The 22694-nt window shown below is 55.1% G+C and carries 21 protein-coding genes; 2 read left to right on the top strand and 19 right to left on the bottom strand.

From position 1 onward, the window contains the following. Positions 1-42 precede the first annotated feature (42 nt). The 4 genes from TX24_RS17465 to TX24_RS32170 are packed head-to-tail and all read right to left on the bottom strand — an operon-like array spanning position 43 to position 5379. Positions 43-1254: a hypothetical protein gene (locus TX24_RS17465; RefSeq protein WP_057710746.1), complete on the bottom strand. Its 1212-nt coding sequence runs from the start codon at positions 1252-1254 to the stop codon at positions 43-45. Positions 1255-1265: 11 nt separating this feature from the next. Further along, the gene (locus TX24_RS17460) at positions 1266-3230 is read right to left on the bottom strand and encodes a hypothetical protein (RefSeq protein ID WP_057710745.1); all 1965 of its coding nucleotides are present in this window, start codon (positions 3228-3230) and stop codon (positions 1266-1268) included. A 9-nt stretch (positions 3231-3239) separates the two neighbouring features. After that, complete coding sequence (locus TX24_RS17455; protein ID WP_046071053.1) at positions 3240-4097, bottom strand: SH3 domain-containing protein; 858 nt, start codon at positions 4095-4097, stop codon at positions 3240-3242. Between the two features lie 22 nt (positions 4098-4119). Beyond that, positions 4120-5379: a hypothetical protein gene (locus TX24_RS32170; protein WP_057710744.1), complete on the bottom strand. Its 1260-nt coding sequence runs from the start codon at positions 5377-5379 to the stop codon at positions 4120-4122. A 418-nt stretch (positions 5380-5797) separates the two neighbouring features. Here TX24_RS32170 and TX24_RS17445 point away from each other — a divergent pair, with 418 nt between their 5' ends. Both TX24_RS17445 and TX24_RS17440 read left to right on the top strand, forming a co-directional pair. Further along, complete coding sequence (locus tag TX24_RS17445; protein WP_057710743.1) at positions 5798-7051, top strand: TerD family protein; 1254 nt, start codon at positions 5798-5800, stop codon at positions 7049-7051. Positions 7052-7380: 329 nt separating this feature from the next. Next, positions 7381-8625 (top strand): VWA domain-containing protein, encoded by a 1245-nt coding sequence (locus TX24_RS17440; protein WP_057710742.1) that lies wholly within the window; start codon positions 7381-7383, stop codon positions 8623-8625. Between the two features lie 51 nt (positions 8626-8676). Here TX24_RS17440 and TX24_RS17435 read toward each other — a convergent pair whose 3' ends face one another. The 15 genes from TX24_RS17435 to TX24_RS17365 form a co-directional block, all read right to left on the bottom strand. Next, positions 8677-9870 carry a DUF4236 domain-containing protein gene (locus TX24_RS17435; protein WP_082628817.1) on the bottom strand — a complete coding sequence of 398 codons (1194 nt, stop codon included), beginning with the start codon at positions 9868-9870 and terminating at the stop codon, positions 8677-8679. Positions 9871-10007: 137 nt separating this feature from the next. Then, complete coding sequence (locus tag TX24_RS17430) at positions 10008-10982, bottom strand: lysozyme inhibitor LprI family protein (protein ID WP_057710741.1); 975 nt, start codon at positions 10980-10982, stop codon at positions 10008-10010. Between the two features lie 83 nt (positions 10983-11065). Next, a complete protein-coding gene (locus TX24_RS17425; RefSeq protein ID WP_057710740.1) occupies positions 11066-12067 on the bottom strand; it encodes a hypothetical protein in 1002 nt (333 codons plus the stop codon). Positions 12068-12231: 164 nt separating this feature from the next. After that, a complete protein-coding gene (locus tag TX24_RS17420) occupies positions 12232-12810 on the bottom strand; it encodes a TerD family protein (protein WP_046071046.1) in 579 nt (192 codons plus the stop codon). Between the two features lie 82 nt (positions 12811-12892). Next, positions 12893-13468, bottom strand: a complete 576-nt coding sequence (locus tag TX24_RS17415; protein WP_046071045.1) for a TerD family protein — start codon at positions 13466-13468, stop codon at positions 12893-12895. Between the two features lie 27 nt (positions 13469-13495). Continuing rightward, positions 13496-14497, bottom strand: coding sequence for a TerC/Alx family metal homeostasis membrane protein (locus TX24_RS17410; protein ID WP_057710783.1), 1002 nt, complete (start codon positions 14495-14497; stop codon positions 13496-13498). Positions 14498-14541: 44 nt separating this feature from the next. Continuing rightward, a complete protein-coding gene (locus TX24_RS17405; RefSeq protein WP_057710739.1) occupies positions 14542-14991 on the bottom strand; it encodes a tellurite resistance TerB family protein in 450 nt (149 codons plus the stop codon). Positions 14992-15036: 45 nt separating this feature from the next. Next, a complete protein-coding gene (locus tag TX24_RS17400; protein ID WP_057710738.1) occupies positions 15037-16206 on the bottom strand; it encodes a TerD family protein in 1170 nt (389 codons plus the stop codon). Further along, a complete protein-coding gene (locus TX24_RS17395) occupies positions 16206-16793 on the bottom strand; it encodes a TerD family protein (RefSeq protein WP_057710737.1) in 588 nt (195 codons plus the stop codon). Before TX24_RS17395 ends, TX24_RS17400 begins: the two co-directional genes overlap by 1 nt. Before the next feature lie 2 nt (positions 16794-16795). Further along, on the bottom strand, positions 16796-17554 hold the full coding sequence (locus TX24_RS17390) for an HAD family hydrolase (RefSeq protein ID WP_057710736.1): 759 nt from the start codon (positions 17552-17554) through the stop codon (positions 16796-16798). Beyond that, the gene (locus TX24_RS17385) at positions 17551-18501 is read right to left on the bottom strand and encodes an HpcH/HpaI aldolase/citrate lyase family protein (protein WP_057710735.1); all 951 of its coding nucleotides are present in this window, start codon (positions 18499-18501) and stop codon (positions 17551-17553) included. Before TX24_RS17385 ends, TX24_RS17390 begins: the two co-directional genes overlap by 4 nt. After that, on the bottom strand, positions 18501-19595 hold the full coding sequence (locus tag TX24_RS17380) for a cysteine protease StiP domain-containing protein (RefSeq protein ID WP_057710734.1): 1095 nt from the start codon (positions 19593-19595) through the stop codon (positions 18501-18503). The genes TX24_RS17385 and TX24_RS17380 overlap by 1 nt, the downstream gene beginning before the upstream one ends. Continuing rightward, positions 19588-20346: an HAD family hydrolase gene (locus TX24_RS17375; RefSeq protein ID WP_057710733.1), complete on the bottom strand. Its 759-nt coding sequence runs from the start codon at positions 20344-20346 to the stop codon at positions 19588-19590. Before TX24_RS17375 ends, TX24_RS17380 begins: the two co-directional genes overlap by 8 nt. Then, positions 20336-21463 (bottom strand): phosphoribosyltransferase domain-containing protein, encoded by a 1128-nt coding sequence (locus TX24_RS17370; protein ID WP_057710732.1) that lies wholly within the window; start codon positions 21461-21463, stop codon positions 20336-20338. Before TX24_RS17370 ends, TX24_RS17375 begins: the two co-directional genes overlap by 11 nt. Positions 21464-21536: 73 nt before the next feature. After that, positions 21537-22676, bottom strand: a complete 1140-nt coding sequence (locus TX24_RS17365; protein WP_057710731.1) for a trypsin-like peptidase domain-containing protein — start codon at positions 22674-22676, stop codon at positions 21537-21539. Between the last annotated feature and the right edge of the window lie 18 nt (positions 22677-22694).

The raw sequence follows: 22694 nt of genomic DNA, 5'->3' as shown, positions 1-22694 counted from the left end.
GAGTACGGCGGACCGTACTCCAGGTTCTAGGAAACTTGATGATCAGTTCGTCTCAAGCGTGAAGCTTTTGCTCACGAAAAGGCCAGAAAATAACGACTTGTCCTCCTTGAAAATGTAGGACTCTTCAAACTTGGCATCGGTAGCCAGCTTTTGAGCGATCGCGCACTCCGAATCGCTGTGATCCTTGCCCTTGACTCCAAAGTCACTCTGATAACCTGATAGGCCTGTTTCATTGCAAAAGCCGGTGAACTCCTCACGCTTGGTAGCGGCCTTGAATTCGTCGAACGACTCCTTTAACTGGTCGAAGCCTTTGTAGGTCAGCGAGTAGCTGTACACCTTGGTCTTACGAGCAAAGTCACCTGCGGCTTCCGCAATTACGGCCTGGCCCATGGACGTACTGTAAGCCCCCATGATGAAGCCACTTAGCGCGCTCTTGAGTTGCACCTGGACATCGTCAAGCTCTGGGATGGACGCAAATTTAGCCTCGCGTACAATCCGGCCAACTTCACTGCCGTCATTACGATGCACCACTACAAACTCGACCGAGCCTTCGCCGTCGCTGGAGCGCGTGAGCTTGAAGTCCAAGTCAACTTTGGTGCCGAACTGCCCTGTAGCGCCGATGATAAATGCACCAGTGAACGGCAGACGTTGGACGATATTGCTACCCCACGAGTAGGGCGACTTGACCACGCCTCCGTACTGATCCATCTCCGCGCGCGGCTGGATCTCATCCGCTACTTCCGAGGGCAGGACCACATCCGTGCCTTTGTGCGACAGGTAAGGAGAACTCATGTCCATGCCCAACAATTGGACATGAATCTCGCCCTTCTTGTTATCACCTTCGCGGCTAACCTTGAGGGCGTCGGCCTTCAAGTAAACGCCACCGGCACGGCCGCCACCAGTACTGGTCGAAAGCAGATACCGTGACCATTCGACCAGGGCAGACTCTTTTGCCCCGGAGTCCATTCCACCGAGCAGCCCCATAATCCCTTTGAGGAATTTATCTGCGCCGTTGGTCTCTGCTGCAACCAGGCGGATTTCTGGTGTTTCAACGGTGACGTTTCCCGACCAGAAGGAATAGGAAATATCTCCCTCGCTCAGGACGTTTTCTAGGAAGTACTGTTCCTTCATCTCATCGTACTGACGCAGCGCTTGCTTCTTGCCGGAGCTCGATAACCCCACACCAGCTGCAAGAATCGCAATACCGGCGACCGCAGCGGCGATGAGGATGTGCTTCTTGTTCATCGTTTTCATAGTCGGTTGCCTTACTGAATTTGAGCGGATGCTTGCTGCCAATCAATCACGTGCTGCTGAGAGACTGCAGGCGTCCAGTTGAAGTCGATCCCGGCGCCAGGAAATTCCTTGGCCAGTACGGCACCAAATGACACTCTGTCAGCACAGTGGTCTTGCTTGCAGACCTCAGCCGCGCCAGCGGTATACACGCGATACGTAGGAACGGCGCGACCGTCTTCGAGCGGCAGGAAGGGTGTCATGTTTGCCGCCGGCAGCACGTACCACTGGCTCTCCAGTTCAGCATCAGTCTGTACACGCCCCTTACGTGGGAAATCGACCTCGTAGTAGTCGCCGCTCTTTCCAGTGACGTGAATCATCATCGGCACAGCGGACTTTGAAGAGTTCGGGTCCTGCATTGCGATCGGCGATGGGAAGGTGACTTTGATGCCGGCCATCTGCGCCAGCGCTTCAGCCTCCCGACCTTCGAATTCCTTCATCCCGGATTTGAGTTGTTCGTAACGCGCCAAGACGCGTGTGTGCAGCTCAGCCATTTGCTGCTGCAGACGACGTACTTCTCTCAGGCGGATCTCCTCGCGACGCAGGGCGAAGTTATTGCCTTGGCGAGCATCGAAGTAAAACTCACCACGGTTCTCGCCCATACGCGTTTTGAGAATGCTGTCTTTGGTTTCCGACGCGTATCCCTCGGGGTAAAGGGCTTCGAAGTTCTTGGCGAAGAAGAGGTTCGACAGGCCGACGGTCGTTGGCGACGTTGCCTTCACCAGTTGGTAGACCTCAACCACAGCGCGCTTCAACTCAACCGCATCAAGCGCAAATGCCTCATCTGCAGTGATCACTACATAATACGGATCACTGGAGAACGGCGACAGAACACGGTAGTTGGGGCGCTCAAAGGCCAAATACACCTTCATGTTACGCGCAGGCAGTTCACCCACCTGAAAGAGTGCTTGGTCTGCCCGGCTATTCAGGAAAGAAAGCGCCTTGCCTTTCACCGCTTGGACCAGTGCCTGGTTGAACATCAGACCGCTTGGGTGCACGGTTGTTTTTGACCAGGTATCACCGCGATAGGTGTTCGGTACCGCCCAACGCAACTTGTCATAGGACCCCTCGGCATAGCCTGATGCAGTGCAAGGCATGGCGGGTGTCGACGCAAAGGACAGACTTGGATCGGACCCATCAGTTACCGACTTACTGATAACCCATTTGCATCCGCTTCCGTCGGTAATCCCCATCAGGTTCTGGTTGGCCAGCACCAATGAGCGACCGAAGTCACCAGTAGGAACGGCAGCAACAGCGGCCGGCGCTTCAGCTGGAGCGGCAGGCTTAGGGGCGGCGGCTGGAGTTGCCTCCACAGATACTGTGGCCACTGCAGCTACAGGGGCAACCGTCACAGGTACTTTAGCCACCGGCACCGGTTGCACTGGCACGGGTGAAGCCTCTGGTGCTGGTTGTGGTATCACAGGTGCCGTTACAGGCGCTGGGGCCGGTGCAGCAACCACAGGCGCTGCACCGGCAGGCTCAGTAGGCGCAGCGGCGGCTGGTAGTACAGATGCAGCCGCCACAGCTGCTGGTGGAGTAGGAGGAGAAGCCACGGGGGCTACCGAAACAGCGGGCGCGGCAGCGGCCGTAGCGGCAGTCGGTGAAGTCAGCGTGGCCAGGCCCAGATTGCTCGCATTGCCCGCGCCGGTGGCGTAAACCGCCCCCTTTGCGTCGACTGCTTTCCAGGTGACCTGGGCCGTCGGGCATTCCTGGCCGAGAATATACGGGAGCTTCGATAGAAGCGTGTTCAGCGGCTTCTGGTCATCCCAAGTTGGGCGCTGCATGGTGATGGCCACTTCTGGTTTGCACCAGGATGTCGCCTCACCATCAACGTTCACCTGGATCTGTTCTGTCTTCGAGTAGGCGAGCTGGTGAGCCCAGGCTTGCGGCGCGATGCCGCAAGCACCCACTACAACGAGAGCGAGTGCGCGGTTTTTCATGAAGATTCCTTAGATGAGTTCCCAGGTGCCGTTGGCTTGTTTGCAGAAGGTGTTCTTCTCCTGCACAGTGTTTCCGTCGGCCGCTTTGAGGCTCACGGTCACCGGCCGGCAAGACGTTTCAGCAGCGACCTGCTGAGTTGGCAACGTCGGGATCGAATCGAGATCGAAGGCCCTTGTTTCCTTGTCGGCAGCGACGTTCATCTCGTCCAGGTTGGCCGCGGACTTCACACGCTTCGCAACGGCTACTGATTTTGGTTCAACCAAATCTTTGTGGACGTAGCCGACAGTTACACCCTTGCGGCCGACAAGAATCCAGTCGCCTGTCGAACCAACGGCAGTAAACTCGGTGCCAGGTTTCAAACCACCCACTTTGTCTGCGCCTTTTTCAGGCGCGGCGCGCACATTCGAACTACTTTTGGTGACGTACTGTTCATTGATGAGCTTCATCGAAGGGACGGCGACGATCTTCGGAGCACGTTTCACTTCAACCGTTTTGGTTTGGGTGAACTCTTTGCCCTGAACGATCTCCGCCGACGCGCCAGAATGGGCCGATGTCCAGGACACGGGCAGACTGGACCCGCTCGGCGACGCGTTCAATGCATCTTGCGTGCGTTGTGCTAGGGCCTGCTGATCCTGCTCATCCAGTTTTGCACCGATTTTGTTACCGATGTAACCGCCCAGTGCACCGCCGACCAGGGTTGCCACGATCCGTCCGTTGCCTTTCCCGATGAACTGCCCGATGACAGCGCCAGCAACGACACCCACTGCGGTGCCAGCCTGTTGCTTGTTGATACCCAACTCAGCGCAGCCAGAGGTTGATGCTGCGATGGTCAATGCCAGTACTGAAACGAGAAACTTTTTACGCACGGTGACTCTCCCTTTGTGTAGGTCACTCTGCTTTCAGCAGAGGCCTTGTAATGTTGTAAAGCATTGCTTCTGAGGACATGGCCCAATGGAAAACGGTGGCAAGCACAACTGGCTGTTTGCCCAAGCTCCTGAACGCATCTCTATAACCGGGGCTATCGACAATTGCGTTGCCAACAACGAGAGGCAGCATAACGATCGAAATCACGGCGACCGGTCGAACGAAGCGAATTCGCCCGGGGAGGCTTCGAAGCGCCTCAACACCCGAGATGATCAAGACCACAAGACTGATGCCGCCGAAGAACAACCCACTAAGAAGGGAGAAGGGGATAAACCACATATTCTTGAGGACGTTCAAACCTTCAGCCCCGTGGATGTCGGTGTGAGCGACGTCATAGGCCATGTTGTCGGCAATGCCAGGCAGATAAGCCTGGTACTGCTCTCGCGTAGCCAGAAGGTTCATGCCCTTCACATAGAGAGGACCGAGTTTGGTCTTCGCCATGTGGCGAACCTCGGTGGTGTTGGCCAGAGCATCTCGTGTCCGCACACCGGGATTGATTGACCGGGCGTACTCGTCAATGGTCGGCTGGTATCCCAGATCTTCCCCTGCATTCGGCCATTTGATCGGTCGCCACTCACTCCCCGAGATGCCTCCCGCACGAAAACCTTCAAGCTGTGCATACGCCCTGCTGATGTCACTGACTGAGGGCACGACAGTTTCTTGCAAGCGCTCGTATAACGCGTCTCCATTACGGACGGTGTAGCCACGAAAAACAGCAGCTGAAAAGCCTTGGAAGTTCCTGTCGATGCGCTCGACGTAAGAGCCTTGAACACTCATCAGAACGCCGAGGTTTGCTATAAAAGCCTTCCCCTCTCCCTGATCCTTGTAAGCCTTATAGGGGATCTGCGGAATAGTCAGGGAGTCATAGAGCAATCCCTTTTTGGTGACGTATGCGTAGAGGCTACTGACCCGTAGCGAGCCGGGGAACTGCTCTGCGATCCAATCCGGTGCCGCACCCTGAAACCACCACGTTAACGGCGTAACGACAAGAGCCGATGCTCCGAGCCAAACCCACAGCACCCTCCCCTTGCCTTGGTATCGTCGATAACAGATTCGCCATACCAGCAAGCACATACTCGTCGCCGCCAGGATCTGGCTATAGGTCTCAAGGACTTCGAGTTTTCGGAGGGGGATATCAGCGCCAGCCATGTTGAGCAGCTCGGCGTTGAACAGCAGACTGCAGATCAAATAAAGGGCGTTCAAAACCACAAGTGCGATTAGCATCCAACGGGTCCTTGTCAGAAATTAAACGCCAGACCCTGGATGATGAGGGGGAGCGCAAATAGATGTAGCATATTGCCATCTAGGAGGAGACCGCACCACTTAAAATGCCTTGTCGAATTCCGGTGCAGAACGCCGGGCAGATGTTTTTGTTTCCTACGAACAGAACTTAACGGGACTGAGAGGACTTTCAATGTCGCGCACAACATTCCCTCTCGTACGTTCCAAACTTGGGTTTCAGACGGTGTGTAAATGGAGAATGGATGTCTCGGCGGTCGCCGGCGGCCAAGCCGTTAAACTGCATCAATGCGATCAGCACCAATGAGGGATGTTTCCCCATTGGCCGGCCTTCGCGCTCAAACAACAAAAGCGCAGCGCATGAACAATGCGTTACGAAAACCCATGGAATAGGCGGCATGAATTGAATCAGTCACTCAAACCCGGCGAGAACACAACGATCTTTTCCTCCCAAGGTTGGGTGGAAGTTACCCATGCGGCAGGTAACAACCTAGACGTGAACCTTACTGCGTTTTTGGTCACCGACACTGGCAAGGTAGTGGATGACAGCGGCATGGTTTTCTTCAATGCACCCGAGCACTCTTCAGGCGCGGCGACATTCGCGCCCCCGGTCGCTCGTGGCGACACGGTGAGTCACAGCATCAGCTTCGACTCGTCTCGACTGCCTGCCAACATAACGAAGATCGCTATTACTTTGACGCAAGACGGCAGCGCCGGCGGCTTCGAAGCAGTCAAAGACCTACGCGCTATCGTCATTGCCGGGGACCAAACCCTGGAACTGGCACCTGAGCCCTTCTCACAAGAGACGGGCATCATCGTGCTTGAGTTGTACGTCCGGAACGGCCAGCTCAAAGCGCGATCTGTATGGCAAGGTTTCGCCTCAGGTCTTGCCGGACTTTGCGGGTTTTATGGCATCGAAGTTGAAGACGATGCATCCTCCGGGCAGGCGGTAACACCTGCGCCGCCTCCGAAGCCCGTCAACATCGCTAAGACCGTGGTAAAACTGGACAAGCCTGGCAGCAGCCACAAGGTGTCACTCGAAAAAGGGCCGTCAGCTCCAAAGGTAATTCGCGTCAGCGCTACGTGGGTTGATAACGGCGACGGATCTGACAACGACGACCTCGATCTGCGAATCGGCATCCTTCGCCCTGATGGGCGAATGTCCATCATCCAGGCACCTGACAAGCGTGGGGCTTTTGACGTCGATCCCTTCGTTTTCCATACCGGTGACGTGGTCAGCGCCAGCACCTCAGCTCCTGGTATTGAAACCGTCGAAATTAACCCAGCAATCTCGCAGCTCATGGGCGGCAAGGTAGCGCTGGTCTGCAGCGTTTATTCAGCAGTAGATAACGGTGCGGTTTCGGTGGCATCGCTGAAACCTAAGATGCGGATGGAGTATGGCGACCAGGTCGTGGAATGCGCATTCGAGTTCAAATCCGGGTTTTTTAGCTCAATGGTGTATACCTATGTGATCGGGCAGATCGAAATTTCCCAGGACTTTGTCCTGCTTAGCCCGTCCGGAGTTACCTCCAAAGCCGGCAGCGAAGCCACCCCGTGGCTGACTCGAAAGGGAGACAAAATTGAGCTGACCATGGACGGCCCACACGTATTTAAAGGCCACCCAATCGAAAGGAGCGGCAAAAAACAGTATGTCTAAGCTTTCGTGCTAGCAGGCGCTTTCAGCAGATTCATGCTTGACAAGTAATCCCGCGACGGCACACGGCCGCCGCGGGATTTCTATTTTGGTTGTATGCAAGCATCATCGGCCTCGTCAACCCATGATGAATTGCCCCGTGTCCTCGAGAGAATGAACAGTTCTTCCCATAGGAATTTCCCGCTGCGACCTCATTGGCCGTATAAGACTTGCAGAAACATCGAGCGCCGTTAAGTTTAAGCCTACGGATATACCAGCCACTCCTGTGAAAATGGCTGTATCACCTTGGCCGTTTCATAATTAGGCGCTCTAATCGTCACAAGGAACCATGCATGCAGATCACCCAAGGCCAGCGTATGCCTCTGGCAAATATTCTTCCCGGTCTCTCATTCACTCTCTCGGTCAACATTGAGAGCCCCAGCGCAATCGATTTCGTATGTTTCGGTGTCGACGAACATGGCAAGCTTTCTGATGATCGCTACATGGTCTTCTTCAATCAGCCTTTCACGCCTTGCGGCAGTTTGGTTCTCGCCCCCGGTGGCCAGTTTGAAATTAATCTAGCCACCCTGCCCGCCTCTATCGATCGCTTGGTCTTTACAGCCTCCATCGACGGTGCCGGGGCGATGAATGACATCCAGAATGGCAACTTCAAAGTAATCAGCCCATCTGGTGAGATAGGAGCGACCTGCGCATTCTCAGGGCTCACATTCACAACCGAGAAAGCGGTAATGATCGTTGAGCTTTACCGTAAGAATCGGGAGTGGCGGTTGGCCTCAAACCTTCAGGGGTTTGCCGAGGGCTTGGACGCTCTCGTGAGGTATTTTGGCGGCGAAGTTACTGAAGAGGCTGCACCGGCCCCATCTCCCTCCACAATCTCTCTGGAGAAGCGTGTAGCTGCTGTCGCGCCGGAACTGGTCAGTCTGGCCAAGAAGGCACAGGTTAGCCTCGAGAAAGCCTGCCTGGTTGGAATGAAAGCTCGCGTTTTGCTCGTGCTCGACGTCACCGACTCAATGAGAAATCAATACAAAACCGGCCGGGTGCAGGAAGTACTCAATCGACTTGTGCCAATCGCCGTCGCCCTAGATACAGACGCCGAACTTGAGTGCTGGACATTTGCCGAACGGCCATTGCGACTCTCACCTGTGACACTGAACAACTACCAGAACTTTGTCGAATCCGACAACAGCGGCTGGAAAAAGTGGGACGTCGGTCGGCGCTACAATGATGAGCCGAAGGCGATCCAAAAAGTGATCGAGTCCTTCCAAGCTTCCAAAGACAAAACCCCAATGTTTGTGGTTTTCATCAGCGACGGTGGCGTGTCTGAAAACCGCAAGATCACGCAACTTATGGTGGATGCAGCGAAGCTGGGAATCTTCTGGCAATACATTGGTTTAGCAGGCCGGAATTACGGCATTCTGGAAAAACTGGACACCATGCCCGGGAGAGTCGTGGACAACTGCGGATTCTTTGCCCTGGATGACCTGCACGACATGACGGAAGAGCAGTTGTACGAACGGCTGATGCAGGAGTTTCCGATGTGGATCTTGGAGGCAAAGCGCGAAGGAATCATTCGCTAACCCTCTCCTGCCCTCCCCACACCGCGGCGGCTCTAGCCGCCGCGGTTGTCTTCAGTTCAAGACCGACATATCCATCGGCGTCACCTCAACAAAACGCGCAGAGCGGTCCAGCTTTACCACTGCGCCACACGCGTTCAGGGTCGCTGCAGGATCGATCGCATCCAGACGATTGAAATCAATCGCATCCCACTGATCTCGCGTTACCAAGACCGAGAGCACGTATTGATCCTCCACTGTCCCGGTAGCGGGGTTGTCACGCTGGATATAACCCGACACTAGAATCTTCTGGATCGCCGGCAGTAGAGCGAACACCTCCCCTACAACTCGAAACAGAGATCCATAGCACAGCGCGACAAAGTCTCTACGTACCTGGGCATCCGAACGATTTTTGAAGGTTAGTTTGCCGTTGCCACGGGCTTCAGCGCTGCGCTGCGGGATATCGCCCTCATCAGGTAAATCAACATCGAGCGCGACGCCGGTAACGTCTTGTGAGAACTCATAGTCCACCTGGGTTTCTTTTGGCCAGGCAATGCCGCTCAACACATAGTCCAGGGCACGTTCCATCTGAGCACTGAAGCCCTTTGCCGCCAGCCGGAATGCTTTCTCGATTTCGGTGCGTTCAAGTTCATGCGCGTCACGCGTGGCCTGCCAGTTCGCGAGGTCTTGTCGATACTGCTCTTCCGCCGACTCAGCCTCACGCTCAATCTTAGCGATGCGCAGCAGCATTCGATCCATCAAACCTGGCGTCTGCTGAGTGGGCCTCGTGGGTTCTTCAATGGCGAATGGAGCTGGGATCAACGGCATGGCCCCCGGCCGCGGCGTCAGTAGGTGCACACCAAGGCAGGATTCGAGATCCTGATTGACCTTATCAGCTGCTTGAGTCAGCAAGTCCTGAATGGAATCGGCCATCTCGGATTTGACGCGTTTGATGACAGCAGTCGGCAACTCGATGTCATCTATATCCGTAATCAACAACGTGCCATCGTCGTTTACTTTCACCTTTACCTGGCCAGAGTATTCGCTTCCGGCAGGTCCTGGTTGGGAGCTACTCGATCTACTGGGCCGGTCGATCCTTTCACGATATGAAAGACCAGTACCGGGTAAGCCCGCATTGAGATAGGTGCCATTGCGACCCATCGTCATACTCAGACCACGAGGCCCTATCGAAGTACTTACCCCTTTGCCGCTAATGTTAAGGCGTACGCCAGGCACAATCGTGATTCGCTTGCTGAAACGAAATCCCATGACTACTCCTTGATCCTTCTTCCTGGATTCTTTGTTGTTTGAAAATGCCGGCTTCGGTCGGGCCCCTTAGACTGGCCCGACGTCCATTTACATCGGTGGCCGCGCATGTGGCAATAGCGCAACCTCCGATATGTCACTTATGCCCGTCCGGCTATGTAATCGTCGATCGAACTGAATTGCCGATGCCGACACATCCAGCCTGAGAGGAATACGAATACAGTCGTGGCAAGCACTGCCCAGCCGCGCCGCCGCCGGGCCTCACTTTTGGTTCGCGCACCGCCGCACAGCAGGAGGGCCATCATCAGGAGGTAGAAAGTCAGCAGAGTGACCTTTGCGAAGAGGGATAAAAGGAAAAACCAGATGCTGTTGCTTCTGTACGTTTGGATAAGCACCTGCAATGACATAAGACCACCAAGGACACAGGCAGCAATGATGGAGTAGTTGCGTGGTACCTCCAGCCAGGCGCTCGCGGCGAAATACGCCCCAATCCCCAAGATCGGAGTCAAGGTTGTCCAAAGCGCGTCGGTGTAGTCCTGATAGATCGTAATGGTCCCCCGACGGTGCAGGTAAATGCAGACCAGCAGCAACATTGCCATCACGAACAGGCCAATCTTCAAGTTCAGGATCGCTTGATGATCATCCGTGGCATTTCGCGGGGCTGCCGGCTTCACCACGGCGGGGACCATTGGAGAAGTAGCGGCCTTTGAAATCACATTCGTTTCAGATTGATCAACCCGGGTAGCGGCAACGGAGGTTGGCGCTTTAGATGGCTGATCCACCTTGGTGCGTAATAGAACACTGAGCCGATCAGTCATCGAAGCGGTTAAGCAACTGGCGGTCTTGCAGTTGTCGCGCAGACGCAACCAGTCTCGTTGATCTTGACGGACCTGGGCCTTGTTCGGCGCTGCGTCTAAAGCGCGGACATATTCGGAGTTCATCTGCTCATCCAGACGACTGAGTGCAGAATCTGTGCAAATCGATTTCTCAGCAAAGCTTGCAGCTTTGGTGCAATCAAAGCTGGTGGCATTGGAGTGGGCTGATACCAGGGTGAGCAACATGACGAAAAGGCCAGAGCCGATGTTGAATCGCGACATATTCGATTTTTCCTTCATTTTGTTTACTCCAGCGTTTCGTCAGAGCCCTGCCTAACCGCGCTCGTATGCACACGGCTAGGTGCCTGAAGCCTGGCTCTTACTTACGACGTTGGGGCTTGAAGAAAGGTCGTGCCGTCCCACTTGTAGTTTTCGGTGCTCTGAACACTCGGGCAGCAATCCGCATCATCCGGACCGACGGAGAGAACCGTCAGTCTGACGGTTTGGGGATCAACTACCTGAATGTCCTGGACACCATTGCCGACTACAGCTTTTCCACGGAAGTCCCAACCTGCCGAGTTGCCAATGAACGCGGCAAGGGTTTGGAAGTAGCCATTACCGCCACCTTGACCTTCGATCGTGTAAAGCAACACGGCATCCTTGATGCCGTCGTTATTCAGGTCAGCAAAAATAACCTGACGGCCCTCCTTGTATTCATCCCCGCCATCCTGGGCGATTTCACTCGCGATCATCCGATCTGCAGATGCAGCAAGGTTGGATGGCACTAATGCCTGAACAGTCGATTCGACGGCCTGTGCTGCTGGTTCCGCCGGCCGGGCAGTCTGGGTGACCTGAGCCTGAATCGGTGCCTGAGGTACCTTGCCTAACAAGATTGCCTCAGTCTCAGTCATTGGTTCATTAGGCTTAGCAGATGCTTTGCTCGCGTGGACACCGGCGCTGATGTTTTGAAGCACTGCAGCGCGTAATTCTTGCATGTCCGCAATGTCAAAAAGTTGGTTGCGTGTGTTGCCGAACGGTTGACCTTCACCCAGGAACCATCGTGCAAAAAAACCTGGACGCTTGTTTTCCTGTTGATCGACCAAGTGGTCAATTAGCTCATTGGCAGTTTTTGAGAAACGATCAAATCCATCTTTGCCGACGACTTGCACGATCGAGTCCTTCTCCCGCTCGATGTTGCTTCGTGCGAGCTCGAGCATGACAATGTTCGTGTCGACCAGTTTGCTTTCACACTCGTTCGTATAATTTCCAAGGCATGCCTGCCTGTATTCTTGAACTGCATTGTTTGCCTGGAAGTCGTTGTAGGCTCCGCAGCCTGACATAGACACCAAAACACCCGCAGCTACAACCCCACGAAACATGCTCATCCAAATATCCTTTTAAACCCGAGAACCGGTAGACTGCCGTGGCGATCGCCAGCAGTCGCTCCTAGTGATGAATTCGTCAAAACCGCCTACAGGACCAACTCCGTGGACTTTCAGTAGGCAAGAAAAAGCCCCCGTTTCGCGGGGGCTTTCTCACCCCTTGCGCGTTAGCCGATGTTCACGCCCATCGATTTAGCCAGAGGCGCCAGGCCACCAGCAAAACCTTGGCCAATCGCCTTGAACTTGAACTCGTCGCCATTACGGTACAGCTCGCCGAAGATCATGGCGGTTTCAGTCGAAGCGTCTTCGCTCAGGTCGTAGCGCGCCAGTTCTTTGCCGTCAGCCTTGTTCACTACACGGATGTATGCATTGGCAACCTGGCCGAAGCTCTGCTTGCGCGCTTCAGCGTCGTGAATGGTCACTGCGAAAACCAGCTTCTTCACAGCGGCAGCCAGACCGTTCAACTTGACGGTGGCTTGCTCGTCATCACCTTCGCCTTCGCCGGACTGGTTGTCGCCCATGTGTTCAACAGAACCATCAACCGATTTCTTGTTGTTGTAGAAAATGAAGCTGGCGTCGTCGAGGACTTGGCCGCTTTCACCCAGGATGAAGATCGACGCGTCGAGGTCGAATTTCGAACCATCGGTAACTCGTGCGTCCCAACCCAGACCTACAGTGACTTCGGTCAGGCCTGGGGCCTCTTTAGACAAACTAACGTTCCCGCCTTTCTGCAGAGATACGGCCATTTTCGATTCCTTTAAGTAAGGTAGACCAGGCCTTTAGATCAAGGCCAGGTAAAAAAAGATAATTAGATTAACGGCTTAGACGTTAAAAATTCATGCCATAGTTATTGGCCAGAGCTTTCAGGCCGCCGGCATAACCCTGACCAACAGCCCGGAATTTCCACTCGCCGCCGTTGCGGTACAACTCAGCGAACACCATCGCAGTTTCAGTCGATGCGTCTTCTGCCAGGTCGTAACGAACGACTTCCGCATTGGTCGTATCGTTAACGATGCGAATGAAGGAGCCGCCGACCTGACCGAAGCTTTGCTTGCGTACTTCTGCATCGTGGATGGTAACGATGAAGACCACTTTGTCCACGTCGGCCGGGATGCGGCTCAGGTCTACCTTGATTACTTCGTCGTCGCCGTCGCCCGCACCAGTGCGGTTGTCGCCAGTGTGCTCAACCGAACCGTCAACGCTTTTCAGCTGGTTGTAGAAAATGAAGTCGGCTTCCCCGCGTACTTTGCCATTTGCGCCCAGCAGTAGCGCACTGGCGTCCAGGTCGAACTCAGCACCATCAGTAGCACGCGGGTCCCAGCCCAGGCCTACCAAAATTTTGGTCAGGCTCGGGTCGGTTTTGGTCAACGAAAGATTGCCACCTTTCTGTAGGGTCAACGCCATGGGTATTACTCCTTGTGGTATGGGCTATTACTCAGCGGTTTCAGTTTGAGCTTCTTCCTTGCCTGGAAAGACAAGGCTTGCAACTACACCAATCGCCAGTACAACCATAACGATTAGCAGGCTGGTGTTTGCATCGATTGTGTAGCCATGGTGAAACATGTGGTCGGTAGCGTTCAGGCCGAGTTTAATGGCGATGAAGAACAGCAGGGCGACTACAGATTTTTCAAGGTGAACCAGGTAGCGTTTCAGCGCTTCGAGCACGAAGTACATGGTACGCAGTCCCAGGATCGCAAACAGCATGGCAGAGTAGACGATCAGGGGCTCACGGCTAACGGCGATCACCGCTGGCACAGAGTCGAACGCGAACAACACGTCAGAAACTTCGGCCACTACAAGGCAGAGGAACAGCGGGGTCGCAAAAACTGTTCCTTTTGCTGCCAGGGTCATGCCTTTGTTCTCAGGCTTCTGGAGTTCCACCTCTAGCTGCTTACGGCTGACGAAGAAATTATGGCCGTGAAGTTTCGGCCACACAGGGAACAACTTCTGTGCGAAGCGGTAAGCCATGTGCTTGGAGTAGTCCTCTTCCTCTTCATCATCGCCGCCGGCGCGCAGCATCATAACTGCGGTCCACGCAACGATCACGGCGAACACGATTTCGACCCATGGACCGAAAGCCAGCAGACCGGTACCAATGGCAACGAAGATGCCGCGGAACACGATCGCGCCAATGATGCCCCAGTACAGCACGCGGTGACGCATGCCATCCGGCACTTTGAACCATGCGAAAATCGCCATGAACACAAACAGGTTGTCGACGCTGAGAACTTTTTCGAGGGCGTAGCCAGTTACAAACAGGCTGGCGACCTCCGGGCCGTGCTGTACGTATAAGAAGCCGGCGAACGCCAACGAGATAGCGATCCAGAAGATCGACCAAATCGAAGCCTTAGCCAGGGAAATTGGCTTGTCACCGCGGTGAGTGACCATGTCGAGGAGAAGCGCGCCGAGCGCGATCCCCACGAATACCGCCATGGTCAGCGGAGGGAAACCGATGTGAGTGTCCAAAGTACCGCTCCTTAAAGTTCAAAGTCAGCTGGGTTAAGGCCCAGCTCAAGGCAGACCAAGCGGCACGCCGCTTTTTCTTTGTCATCGAAATCGCCGTCAGACGCACCAATGGCGCAGCCGACTCGAACCAAGAGCCGGGCAGCGCCAGCATCGTTCTTGATCTTGCCGATCACCTTCAGTGCTTCGGCCTGGCCAATCTGAAAGTCGAACTCGAACTTTTCGCAGTGTGCGTTGAACGCCTTGATTACGTCGCCCATGTCGAACACATTCAACTCAGGCGAGTTTTGAATGAAACCGGTCATCTTCTGTTTTTCTTCAGAAGAGATACCACCTGACGCAGCCGAGATGAGCGCGCAATTCGCAGTCATCGCATCAAGAAATTTCTGGTTCTTGAACTTTGAAACTTCAGTAGACAGTGCTTCACGCGCTGCAACAGCGTTTTGTTTAAGCCATGCAAACATGTTGTGTTCCCCCAAGGGCCGGGTCGACAGACCCCGCCAGATTTTCTATTTGGAGCCTGCGCGCCAGTTCATGCCCCAGCCGTAAGCTTTGTCCATTACTGCGTGACCTCGATGGAAGTCCACACGCCGAGAGACCTTAACGGCGCCGTTCACATTTTCAAGCATCGCAATGGCACACATTGCGTCACGACCACCCTCTTCATTGAGACGCACCTCAATTTCAGGTTGGCCTGGGATGAGAATGGTCACAACACCATCGGTTTCTCTCCAGTTCGGAGCACCCTCGTAGATAAAGGCGAAGACCAAGATCCGGCGGATTTCACTCCACTTGGTCCCGTTGATGTGCATCCACTCACCACCAGCGACAGAGCCAGTACGGTCGTCACCCATCAACTGAATGAAAGGCTCACGTGTAAGACTACCGAACGATTTACCGAGGGCTTGAACAACTCCTTTCTCGCCGTCCTGCAGTTCGTACAGGCAACCAACGTCCAGGTCGACGGATTGGCTTCGCTTGAAGAACCCGCCCGAGCTGCCTTTGTTCCAGTTCAAGTTCACCTTGATTTCGCCGAAACCGGCTGCCGTCTTTTCAAGACTGATAGACGATCGTGTTTTATCGAGGGTGACCTTGTTCAGACTAATCGTAGATTTAGGGGGCGCGGCCGGAGCAGGCGGCGGCGTTTGTACCACTGGGGCAGGGGCCGGCGCTGGTGCGGCGACATCTACACCGAAGTGCTTGGCCAACGGCTCAAGTCCACCATTGAAGCCCTGGGCCACACAGCGGAATTTCCAGTCACCATTTCGGCGATAAAATTCGCCGAGGATGAGTGCTGTTTCCTTCATGCCGCCAGTAGGGATTTGAGCTTCGATTCCACCTGTCACCACAACCGAAAGTTGTGACACACGTTCAAAGCTTGCCTTGTTTTCGTAGATAGTGGCGGTAAGGGCCACTTTCTCAACTGAAGACTCAAGACGACTCGTATCGAGGGAAAACACTGCGCGCCCGGCCGAGGACTCGGTCAGTTGAACGGCGCCACCCAGAATTTGAGGCTGGCCATAGAAACACATGTCGCCATCGCCTCGGACTTTGGCCGAGGCGCCCAGTGCGAAGGCCGAGACGTCAATGTCGGCCCCCGGGATTGGCGAGTAATTGATATCAACGCGAAGCTGGCCGCTGGCAACAGCCGCATTACCACCAGGTACGAGATTCGCCATTAGCGCAGCGCCTGAACGGCCAGAGTGATCAGGTCGTCGGCAGTTCGGCCATTCGTGGTCGTACCGATTGCCTTGAATTCCCAGTCGCCATTCTCGCGGGTCAGGCTCGCCATGACGATTCCGGTGTGCCCACCTTTGTCCGATAGGTTGAAGCGTGCAAGCTCATTGTTGTTGCTGCCATTCACAATACGGCAGTAGGCCTTTTCGACTTTCTCAAAAGTCTGTCCCGTAAATGAGTTTACCGTAAAAATCAGATACTTGACGGAGGCAGGCAAGCGCTGCAGGTCGACATTAATGGTCTCGTCATCACCATCGCCTTCGCCGGTACGATTGTCACCGGAATGTTTGATCGAACCGTCCTGAGACTTCAGTTGGCGAAACCACACCAGGTCGATTTTTTGATAATCGCTGTTCAGCAAAATGCAGGAAGCGTCGAGGTCGATCTCGGCACCGCCACCAAACATCTTGCCGAGGAAACCGCCCGCCTTGACTGGGTCCCAACCCAAACCAAGGCTGATGCTGGTCAGCGAACTGCCGGCCGTTTTAGCCAGGGAGATGGATTGCTGTTTTTGCAGGGTAAGTGCCATGGTTACGCTCCTTGTTGGTCATCAGTGTTCGCGTGTCGATCAGGGTTGATCGTCACTTGCAGGTTGGCTTGCGCGACATTGCGCACACCCGAATTCCCGCTTCTATTTGCCCGCAGGCCTAGACGACGCCATGCGGGATGAAAGTGTCGCCAGTGTGCTTCTTGGGCCGCAGCCAACAACTCGAAATCGCCGCGGGTATCACCCCATGCTTTAACCCGGAACAGGTCCAGTGGCCCGTACACAGCCTCAAGCCTGAGTACTTTGTTCTCGCATCTGCAGTTGTTGCCAGTCATGCGCCCGGTCAACAGACCGTCTACTACCTCAAGCTCGGTGCCGATCAACCTGATGCCAAGTCGATCCGCAAACGGCTGGAGAACCAACGCTGGGGACGCGGAGCAGAGAGTAACTACTGCTCCCGCCTCTACTTCGGCGGCGACAGATTTTAAACCTGAAGGGCGCATGAGCTGTTCCCAAAATAACCCGCAGAGTTTCACGGCCTGCTCCTGCACCCATTTCGTTTCTACGCCTGTAAGAAACGTGCTGATCAGCTGTGCTTTCAACTCATCACGATTCAAACGCCGAGCCAGGTATCGAACGCTTGGCAGGGCAAGCCGCAAAATACGTCGATTGAATTCCCGGGTTCCAAAGGCAAACTTCAGGAATGGAACGAAGCTATCGTGCCGGGTCAGCGTGCCGTCGAAGTCAAAAACCGACAGCACATGACGCCTTTGCCCGCCAGCATCGTCATATTCCATTGTCATCCCGCGGCCTCTGCCAAACGGATAGGGGCCTCAATGGGTCCTACATCTGGTTGCCGAACCCCGTGCCACTTCGCTCGTTCAAGGATGTTGACCGCCCACTTGTAATGGGTCGCAGGTTCGCACATGGCATCGTTGTGCTTGAACACTGCCGGAGCAGCGTCACTGACAATCATCTTCGCGCAGTTGAGGTCTTCGAGGCTTACGCGCAACGTGTCTTGGATCATGCTGATCTGCGATGGATGAATCGCCGTCTTCCCTACCAAGCCATGGGCGATGTCGAGTTCAAGCTCCTCCATCAGCAAATGCGGTGTCGCGAGTTGCTCGAACACTGGTGCCGTCAGTGCGAAACCTTGGGACCCCATGACGCCTGCCAACATTGGGATCACGTAGCCCATTGGGGTGCTATAGAGCGTTGTTGCAGGATTCCGACGAAGTCCAAGACTTCCCATCAGGTCGTTCCCACCGATACGTAGGGCGATAATCCGCTGATTTAGGTTCGCCTTCAGCGCCTGGCCCAACTCGACCATTGCACCAGGGTTGAACACCTCTGTGGTTTCCAGCGTCGGCATAAGGTACAGCGCCGGGTTTGTAACGGCCTGTTCCCATTCCCCGAGGTTGCGCAGGGTCAATTTCGGCACAACGAACCCATCAACGTGGGCCATCAACGACCAATCATTCAGCACTGCAGCCATCACCGAGTCTCGGGGACGAACAAACAGCAGTGGACCATCGGACGGACGCCCACCGCGCTCGTTGATTGCGGTCAGCAGGCCATGCAGATTTCTCAAAGCCGTGTCGACGTCAATCTCCGCGACCGCATCCTCAAGGCACACGACCAAAGAACGCAGTTCTGGCAGTTTTGTGCGGAAAACCACATCCAGAAGATCCGGACGTGTGGCCGGCATGTAGAGCGTTGCCCCCAGGGCATAAGGAGAAAGGACTTTCATCAGCTCACACTCCGAATGATAGTTACCGCCCGGTAAGGGCCCAATGCAGCCCCCACCTCTTCCACAGCGACCCCAGCGCCCTCAGTCAGGTGCATGAGCAACTGAACATCACTGTCGCTACGGCTGCGGACCAAGACGTGATCCGGTACACGACGCAGTACCGCGCGGGTTGCTTCGGCAATACCAGGCTTAACTCGATTGTGATTGGTAATGCCTAACTGGGAGGCCAGCGATTTGACTACGTGCGAAGCTGCACCCTGCAGTTCAAAGCGCTGGGTATCGGTCCATGGAGAGGCTTGAGGAACCGTCCCCAGCGCCTTTCGCTTCTCCTCGATCTGCTCGATGAACTCGCGGGTGACATCGTGCGCACGCAGATGGTCATAAACCACACAACCATGCAGGCCCCCATCTGCGGGCCATATGGAGCGCGAAACCAGACCAGACACCGTCGCACCAAGGATGCCGGAGGGGATAACCCAGTCTTCAGCCGACGCGGACAACCACGCCCGGCCGCAGGGATCTGCCAGCACTACAAGCCGGGGTTCCTCAGGGAAGCGCGAGTCGCCATTGAGGCTGCGCTGAATCTCGCCAGAGATTGCGCCCTTCCCTGTCCAGCCATCGACGAAGACGACGTTCTCGGAACCATGTCCCTGAATGATGGCCTCGAGGGCAACTTTGTCGATCCCTCGATCTCGGACAATGCTGATTCCGTAGTGGTGCGCATCTCGACCCATATCTAGCAGGGCCCGTCGCAATAACACGCCGAGCGGCAAGCCAGCACGAACGAACGACACAAGCACAATAGACGGGCCCGTGCATGCCTCGCTCAGCGCCAGCGCCAGGGACTGAACGTCCATGGCCATGCGGGTACCGTTTTGTTCGAGTGCGCGCTCGTAGAGGGCTTTGTGCACGTCAGTCGGCGCACTCTCAAGGCTGATCATTTCGGAGTAGTGCTTCTGCTTCGACTGAATCAGACGCTCCTTCTCCAAGACATCAGTGGTCTCCATCTGAACGGCCTGCAGCAGGAACTGAACATCATCTGCTGCATAGCTGCCGCTCCCCACGGTAACCAGACCCGCAATGGCCTTAGTCATGGACCTTCCCTCCAACGAGCTTGGCCAATTGGCTACGCGCTGGGGTCGCCCACATATGGCACTCCTGCATGAAACCGAGGTCAGTGATGCTGTCCCCAAAGCCCAGCACCGGACGCTCACCATTGGCCTCACGATCACGGCGCAACAATTCTTGAACAGCCACTACCTTCGACAGGCCCAGCGGCAAGAACGCGAGGTTGTTGGAATTTCCGTGGATGTGCATGCCTTCCAATAAACCGCGGGCCTGTACTTCAGCGAGAACCGTCTGCAGGACTTCATCATTGGATTCGTTGTGCTTGGTCACTACGTAGTGGCGCAGGCCTTCTTCCTCGACAACCCATCCGCGCAAGGAAATGCCCAGTTCCTTGCCAATGGCGAGGGTTGCTTCACTGAGGCCTGGCAAGCGAGCCTGATAGTCAGCAAGAACATCGCTCATGCGTGCTTGCCATTCCTCGTCAAGCTTTCCATCAGCACCAAGGATCACGCCGCCATGGGAGCAGACGGCACCGTGCATAAAAGGCAGTTGCACACGACTAAATGCTTCAACGCTGCGCGCTGTAACTGGGACCACGTCAGTCGTAGACAGGAGCCACTGGGCGAGGGAGTGTTGGACCGTACTCATGTAGCCATTGGGCTGACCCTCGATATCGAGAGTCGCAGTAATCCGCTGAGAACCTTCTGGCATTTTGCGAGCAGTCTGGAACAGGGTGTCGTCGAGATCGACCAGGGCGAGGGGGCGATTATTGACCATCGACAATCACCTCCGCGCTCAGGGATTCAATCAGCGCGACGGACACAGCCTGCTCAGGTGTTTCCGAGCAAATAAGGACACGATCAAATTGCCCTGGTCTGACATTGTAGAGGAAGTTGGGGATACCGAGACCGTAGTTGTCCGCGAACGACAACGCGTGACCGATGGCATGGCCCAGTGCGATTGGTGAGCGACTAGTCGAACTGAAATGCACATCAGCACCAGCACGCTCCAAGCGCTCGGCGAGCAAAAACGGACGCCAGACGAATTCGCTGGTACCAACCACGAGTACGCGCTCACCCGCTTTGACTTTCAGATCGAGAGCCAAAGTGTCTTCTACACAGCGAATACCATGGCGCCCCCAATCGCTTTCCGCCGACAACGGCCACTCTCCGGGCTCGATGCTGCCCACGGCCGGCATTTCCGGCAGCGGCGCATCAGCGTCCTCGTGGAAGGTATACGACCCCTGCAACAGCGAAACCTGATGCGCAGAGTCACCGATGGTTTTGCGCACCGCATCGCCGGACCAATCCGTCAGTACGCACGTCACCACGCGCTCGACCCAAGTCAGGCCGGCATCGACCAGCGCACGGTGAAGATTGATGAAGGTTTTGCCCGTCGAGGCTTCGTCGTCGACCAGCACTAGCGAACGGGCCTTCAACATCATTTCCCGAACGTCGGCATCGATCGGCAAATGAATGAGGTGCGCACTGGCGTGGCTATGTTCTTCTTCAAAACGGGTGAACAGGTCATTGCCAGTAGGGTGGCGTGTGCTGACCATATAAACCGTGTCCGGCCGCGTCGCGCTGTATGCGCGATGCACACCAGCACCCAGGCCAACTGCTGTTTCAGCCATGCCGATAACGAGTACGGGCCCAGGCAGATCGTCAGGAATTTGTGCTGCGAGGCTATTGAAGCTTGAATTCATGATCGAAGGCCGCACAGGTATGTGGCGACCAAGTACTTTGGACACGAAAAGAAACGCACGCTTTGGATTACGGCGCTCGGCAAAACCGAACAAGGAGTCCGGGTCGATATGTGTGGCATCGACAGTGACATCGAGACGCCCGCGCATCAGTTGTGCGCTTAGAGCTTGTTTAACTGCGTTACATTCCATGAAACAAATTCCTAGGGTAGCGTGAGGTCGATAACCTAACGTCTCTTCCGCAGCTTTCAAGTCAAAATAGGGGCTAAAAATTCTTGGCTTCGACGCGCCACATAGATGCTTGGGCCGAACGTGCTAATTCAGCAGTTGTGAACGTCCTGCTGCTGGATGCTTGAACTGCATCAACGCGGCACGCATCCAGAAAGGAGAGGAGCAAAGACGCTTTAACGGCAAAGTTCATATTTTGAGCATCAGGCATTGTAGAAGTTACCAAACCGATAACAGCGCCTGTCGAATCAAATAAAGGAGATCCGCTAGAGCCAGGTTGAATAGCCGCAGTAAATTGTAGAAGGCTAGAATCGTTATGCAGGCCAAACAACGCCGACACGCCGCCCTGGGTCACGTGGACACCACCGCCGGCGAAACCCGACATAGGGAAACCCAGCGCGACTACAGATTCGCCCAAGTCGCAGCCGGAGCCGTCCTTAAAAGAGACAGATCTGAGGACAGGGGACTCCATCACTCTGAGGAGAGCGATGTCATTACGCTGATCAACGACGACCGGCTCTGCACGATAACGACCTTCAAAGGAGGAAATGAATATGTCACTCATGCCCTCGATTACATGAGCACAGGTGAGCACATGGTGCTGGGAAACAGCGAAACCAGTGCCGGTTGCGCCCGTACGTGCGCGGTCAGCCTCCGCAGAGCTACTGCGCCCTTTTGGATGAGCGTCATTAATATCGATCCCGATGCGGCGGCCTAGAGCGGCTAAACCATAAGCCGAACCCTCAGCCAGTGCGCGAAACTTCCATTGCTGATTGCGGATGTAGAATTCGCCGATAATGATCGCCGCTTCACCGTTATCGCGAAGGTCCAACCTATATTCAATCTGTTCGTCAACAAGTAGGTGCAACGAACGAAGATCGCTTACCGGTCCTGCTGCAGAAAAAGAGTATGCGATGAGAAGTAGCCGATCGCTACCGGACGGGAGGGCTGACAAGTTCAATTTACAACCAACCTTTGCTTGGTCGCCGCTCCACTCCATCCAAGACTGTGACGTCTGAAATAGGGCAGCCTCACCAGTGGGTTGGCGTTTGTCATTTACCGGCAGTATGGCAATCGCAGCGTACTCCCCGAAAGCCGAGGAGTTCCCGCATTCCAGAGTCCATTCACTCCGTGCACTTGATACCGCAGTGTTTGCGCCTGGCGCGAGCACCATCATTCCTTGATTACTCCTTAA

The sequence above is a fragment of the Pseudomonas lactis genome (assembly GCF_001439845.1).
Taxonomy (GTDB): Bacteria; Pseudomonadota; Gammaproteobacteria; order Pseudomonadales; family Pseudomonadaceae; genus Aquipseudomonas; species Aquipseudomonas lactis.
The sequence above is the reverse complement of the archived record's forward strand: the minus strand, read 5'-3'. Positions and strand labels throughout refer to the sequence as shown.

What these genes read in the sequence shown, in the direction of transcription:
- TX24_RS17465 (WP_057710746.1), bottom strand. Translation starts at nt 1,254, where the DNA reads ATGAAAACGATGAACAAGAAGCACATCCTCATCGCCGCTGCGGTCGCC.
- TX24_RS17460 (WP_057710745.1), bottom strand. Translation starts at nt 3,230, where the DNA reads ATGAAAAACCGCGCACTCGCTCTCGTTGTAGTGGGTGCTTGCGGCATC.
- TX24_RS32170 (WP_057710744.1), bottom strand. Translation starts at nt 5,379, where the DNA reads ATGCTAATCGCACTTGTGGTTTTGAACGCCCTTTATTTGATCTGCAGT.
- TX24_RS17440 (WP_057710742.1), top strand. Translation starts at nt 7,381, where the DNA reads ATGCAGATCACCCAAGGCCAGCGTATGCCTCTGGCAAATATTCTTCCC.
- TX24_RS17435 (WP_082628817.1), bottom strand. Translation starts at nt 9,870, where the DNA reads ATGGGATTTCGTTTCAGCAAGCGAATCACGATTGTGCCTGGCGTACGC.
- TX24_RS17430 (WP_057710741.1), bottom strand. Translation starts at nt 10,982, where the DNA reads ATGAAGGAAAAATCGAATATGTCGCGATTCAACATCGGCTCTGGCCTT.
- TX24_RS17425 (WP_057710740.1), bottom strand. Translation starts at nt 12,067, where the DNA reads ATGAGCATGTTTCGTGGGGTTGTAGCTGCGGGTGTTTTGGTGTCTATG.
- TX24_RS17420 (WP_046071046.1), bottom strand. Translation starts at nt 12,810, where the DNA reads ATGGCCGTATCTCTGCAGAAAGGCGGGAACGTTAGTTTGTCTAAAGAG.
- TX24_RS17415 (WP_046071045.1), bottom strand. Translation starts at nt 13,468, where the DNA reads ATGGCGTTGACCCTACAGAAAGGTGGCAATCTTTCGTTGACCAAAACC.
- TX24_RS17410 (WP_057710783.1), bottom strand. Translation starts at nt 14,497, where the DNA reads ATGGCGGTATTCGTGGGGATCGCGCTCGGCGCGCTTCTCCTCGACATG.
- TX24_RS17405 (WP_057710739.1), bottom strand. Translation starts at nt 14,991, where the DNA reads ATGTTTGCATGGCTTAAACAAAACGCTGTTGCAGCGCGTGAAGCACTG.
- TX24_RS17400 (WP_057710738.1), bottom strand. Translation starts at nt 16,206, where the DNA reads ATGGCGAATCTCGTACCTGGTGGTAATGCGGCTGTTGCCAGCGGCCAG.
- TX24_RS17395 (WP_057710737.1), bottom strand. Translation starts at nt 16,793, where the DNA reads ATGGCACTTACCCTGCAAAAACAGCAATCCATCTCCCTGGCTAAAACG.
- TX24_RS17390 (WP_057710736.1), bottom strand. Translation starts at nt 17,554, where the DNA reads ATGACAATGGAATATGACGATGCTGGCGGGCAAAGGCGTCATGTGCTG.
- TX24_RS17385 (WP_057710735.1), bottom strand. Translation starts at nt 18,501, where the DNA reads ATGAAAGTCCTTTCTCCTTATGCCCTGGGGGCAACGCTCTACATGCCG.
- TX24_RS17380 (WP_057710734.1), bottom strand. Translation starts at nt 19,595, where the DNA reads ATGACTAAGGCCATTGCGGGTCTGGTTACCGTGGGGAGCGGCAGCTAT.
- TX24_RS17375 (WP_057710733.1), bottom strand. Translation starts at nt 20,346, where the DNA reads ATGGTCAATAATCGCCCCCTCGCCCTGGTCGATCTCGACGACACCCTG.
- TX24_RS17370 (WP_057710732.1), bottom strand. Translation starts at nt 21,463, where the DNA reads ATGGAATGTAACGCAGTTAAACAAGCTCTAAGCGCACAACTGATGCGC.
- TX24_RS17365 (WP_057710731.1), bottom strand. Translation starts at nt 22,676, where the DNA reads ATGATGGTGCTCGCGCCAGGCGCAAACACTGCGGTATCAAGTGCACGG.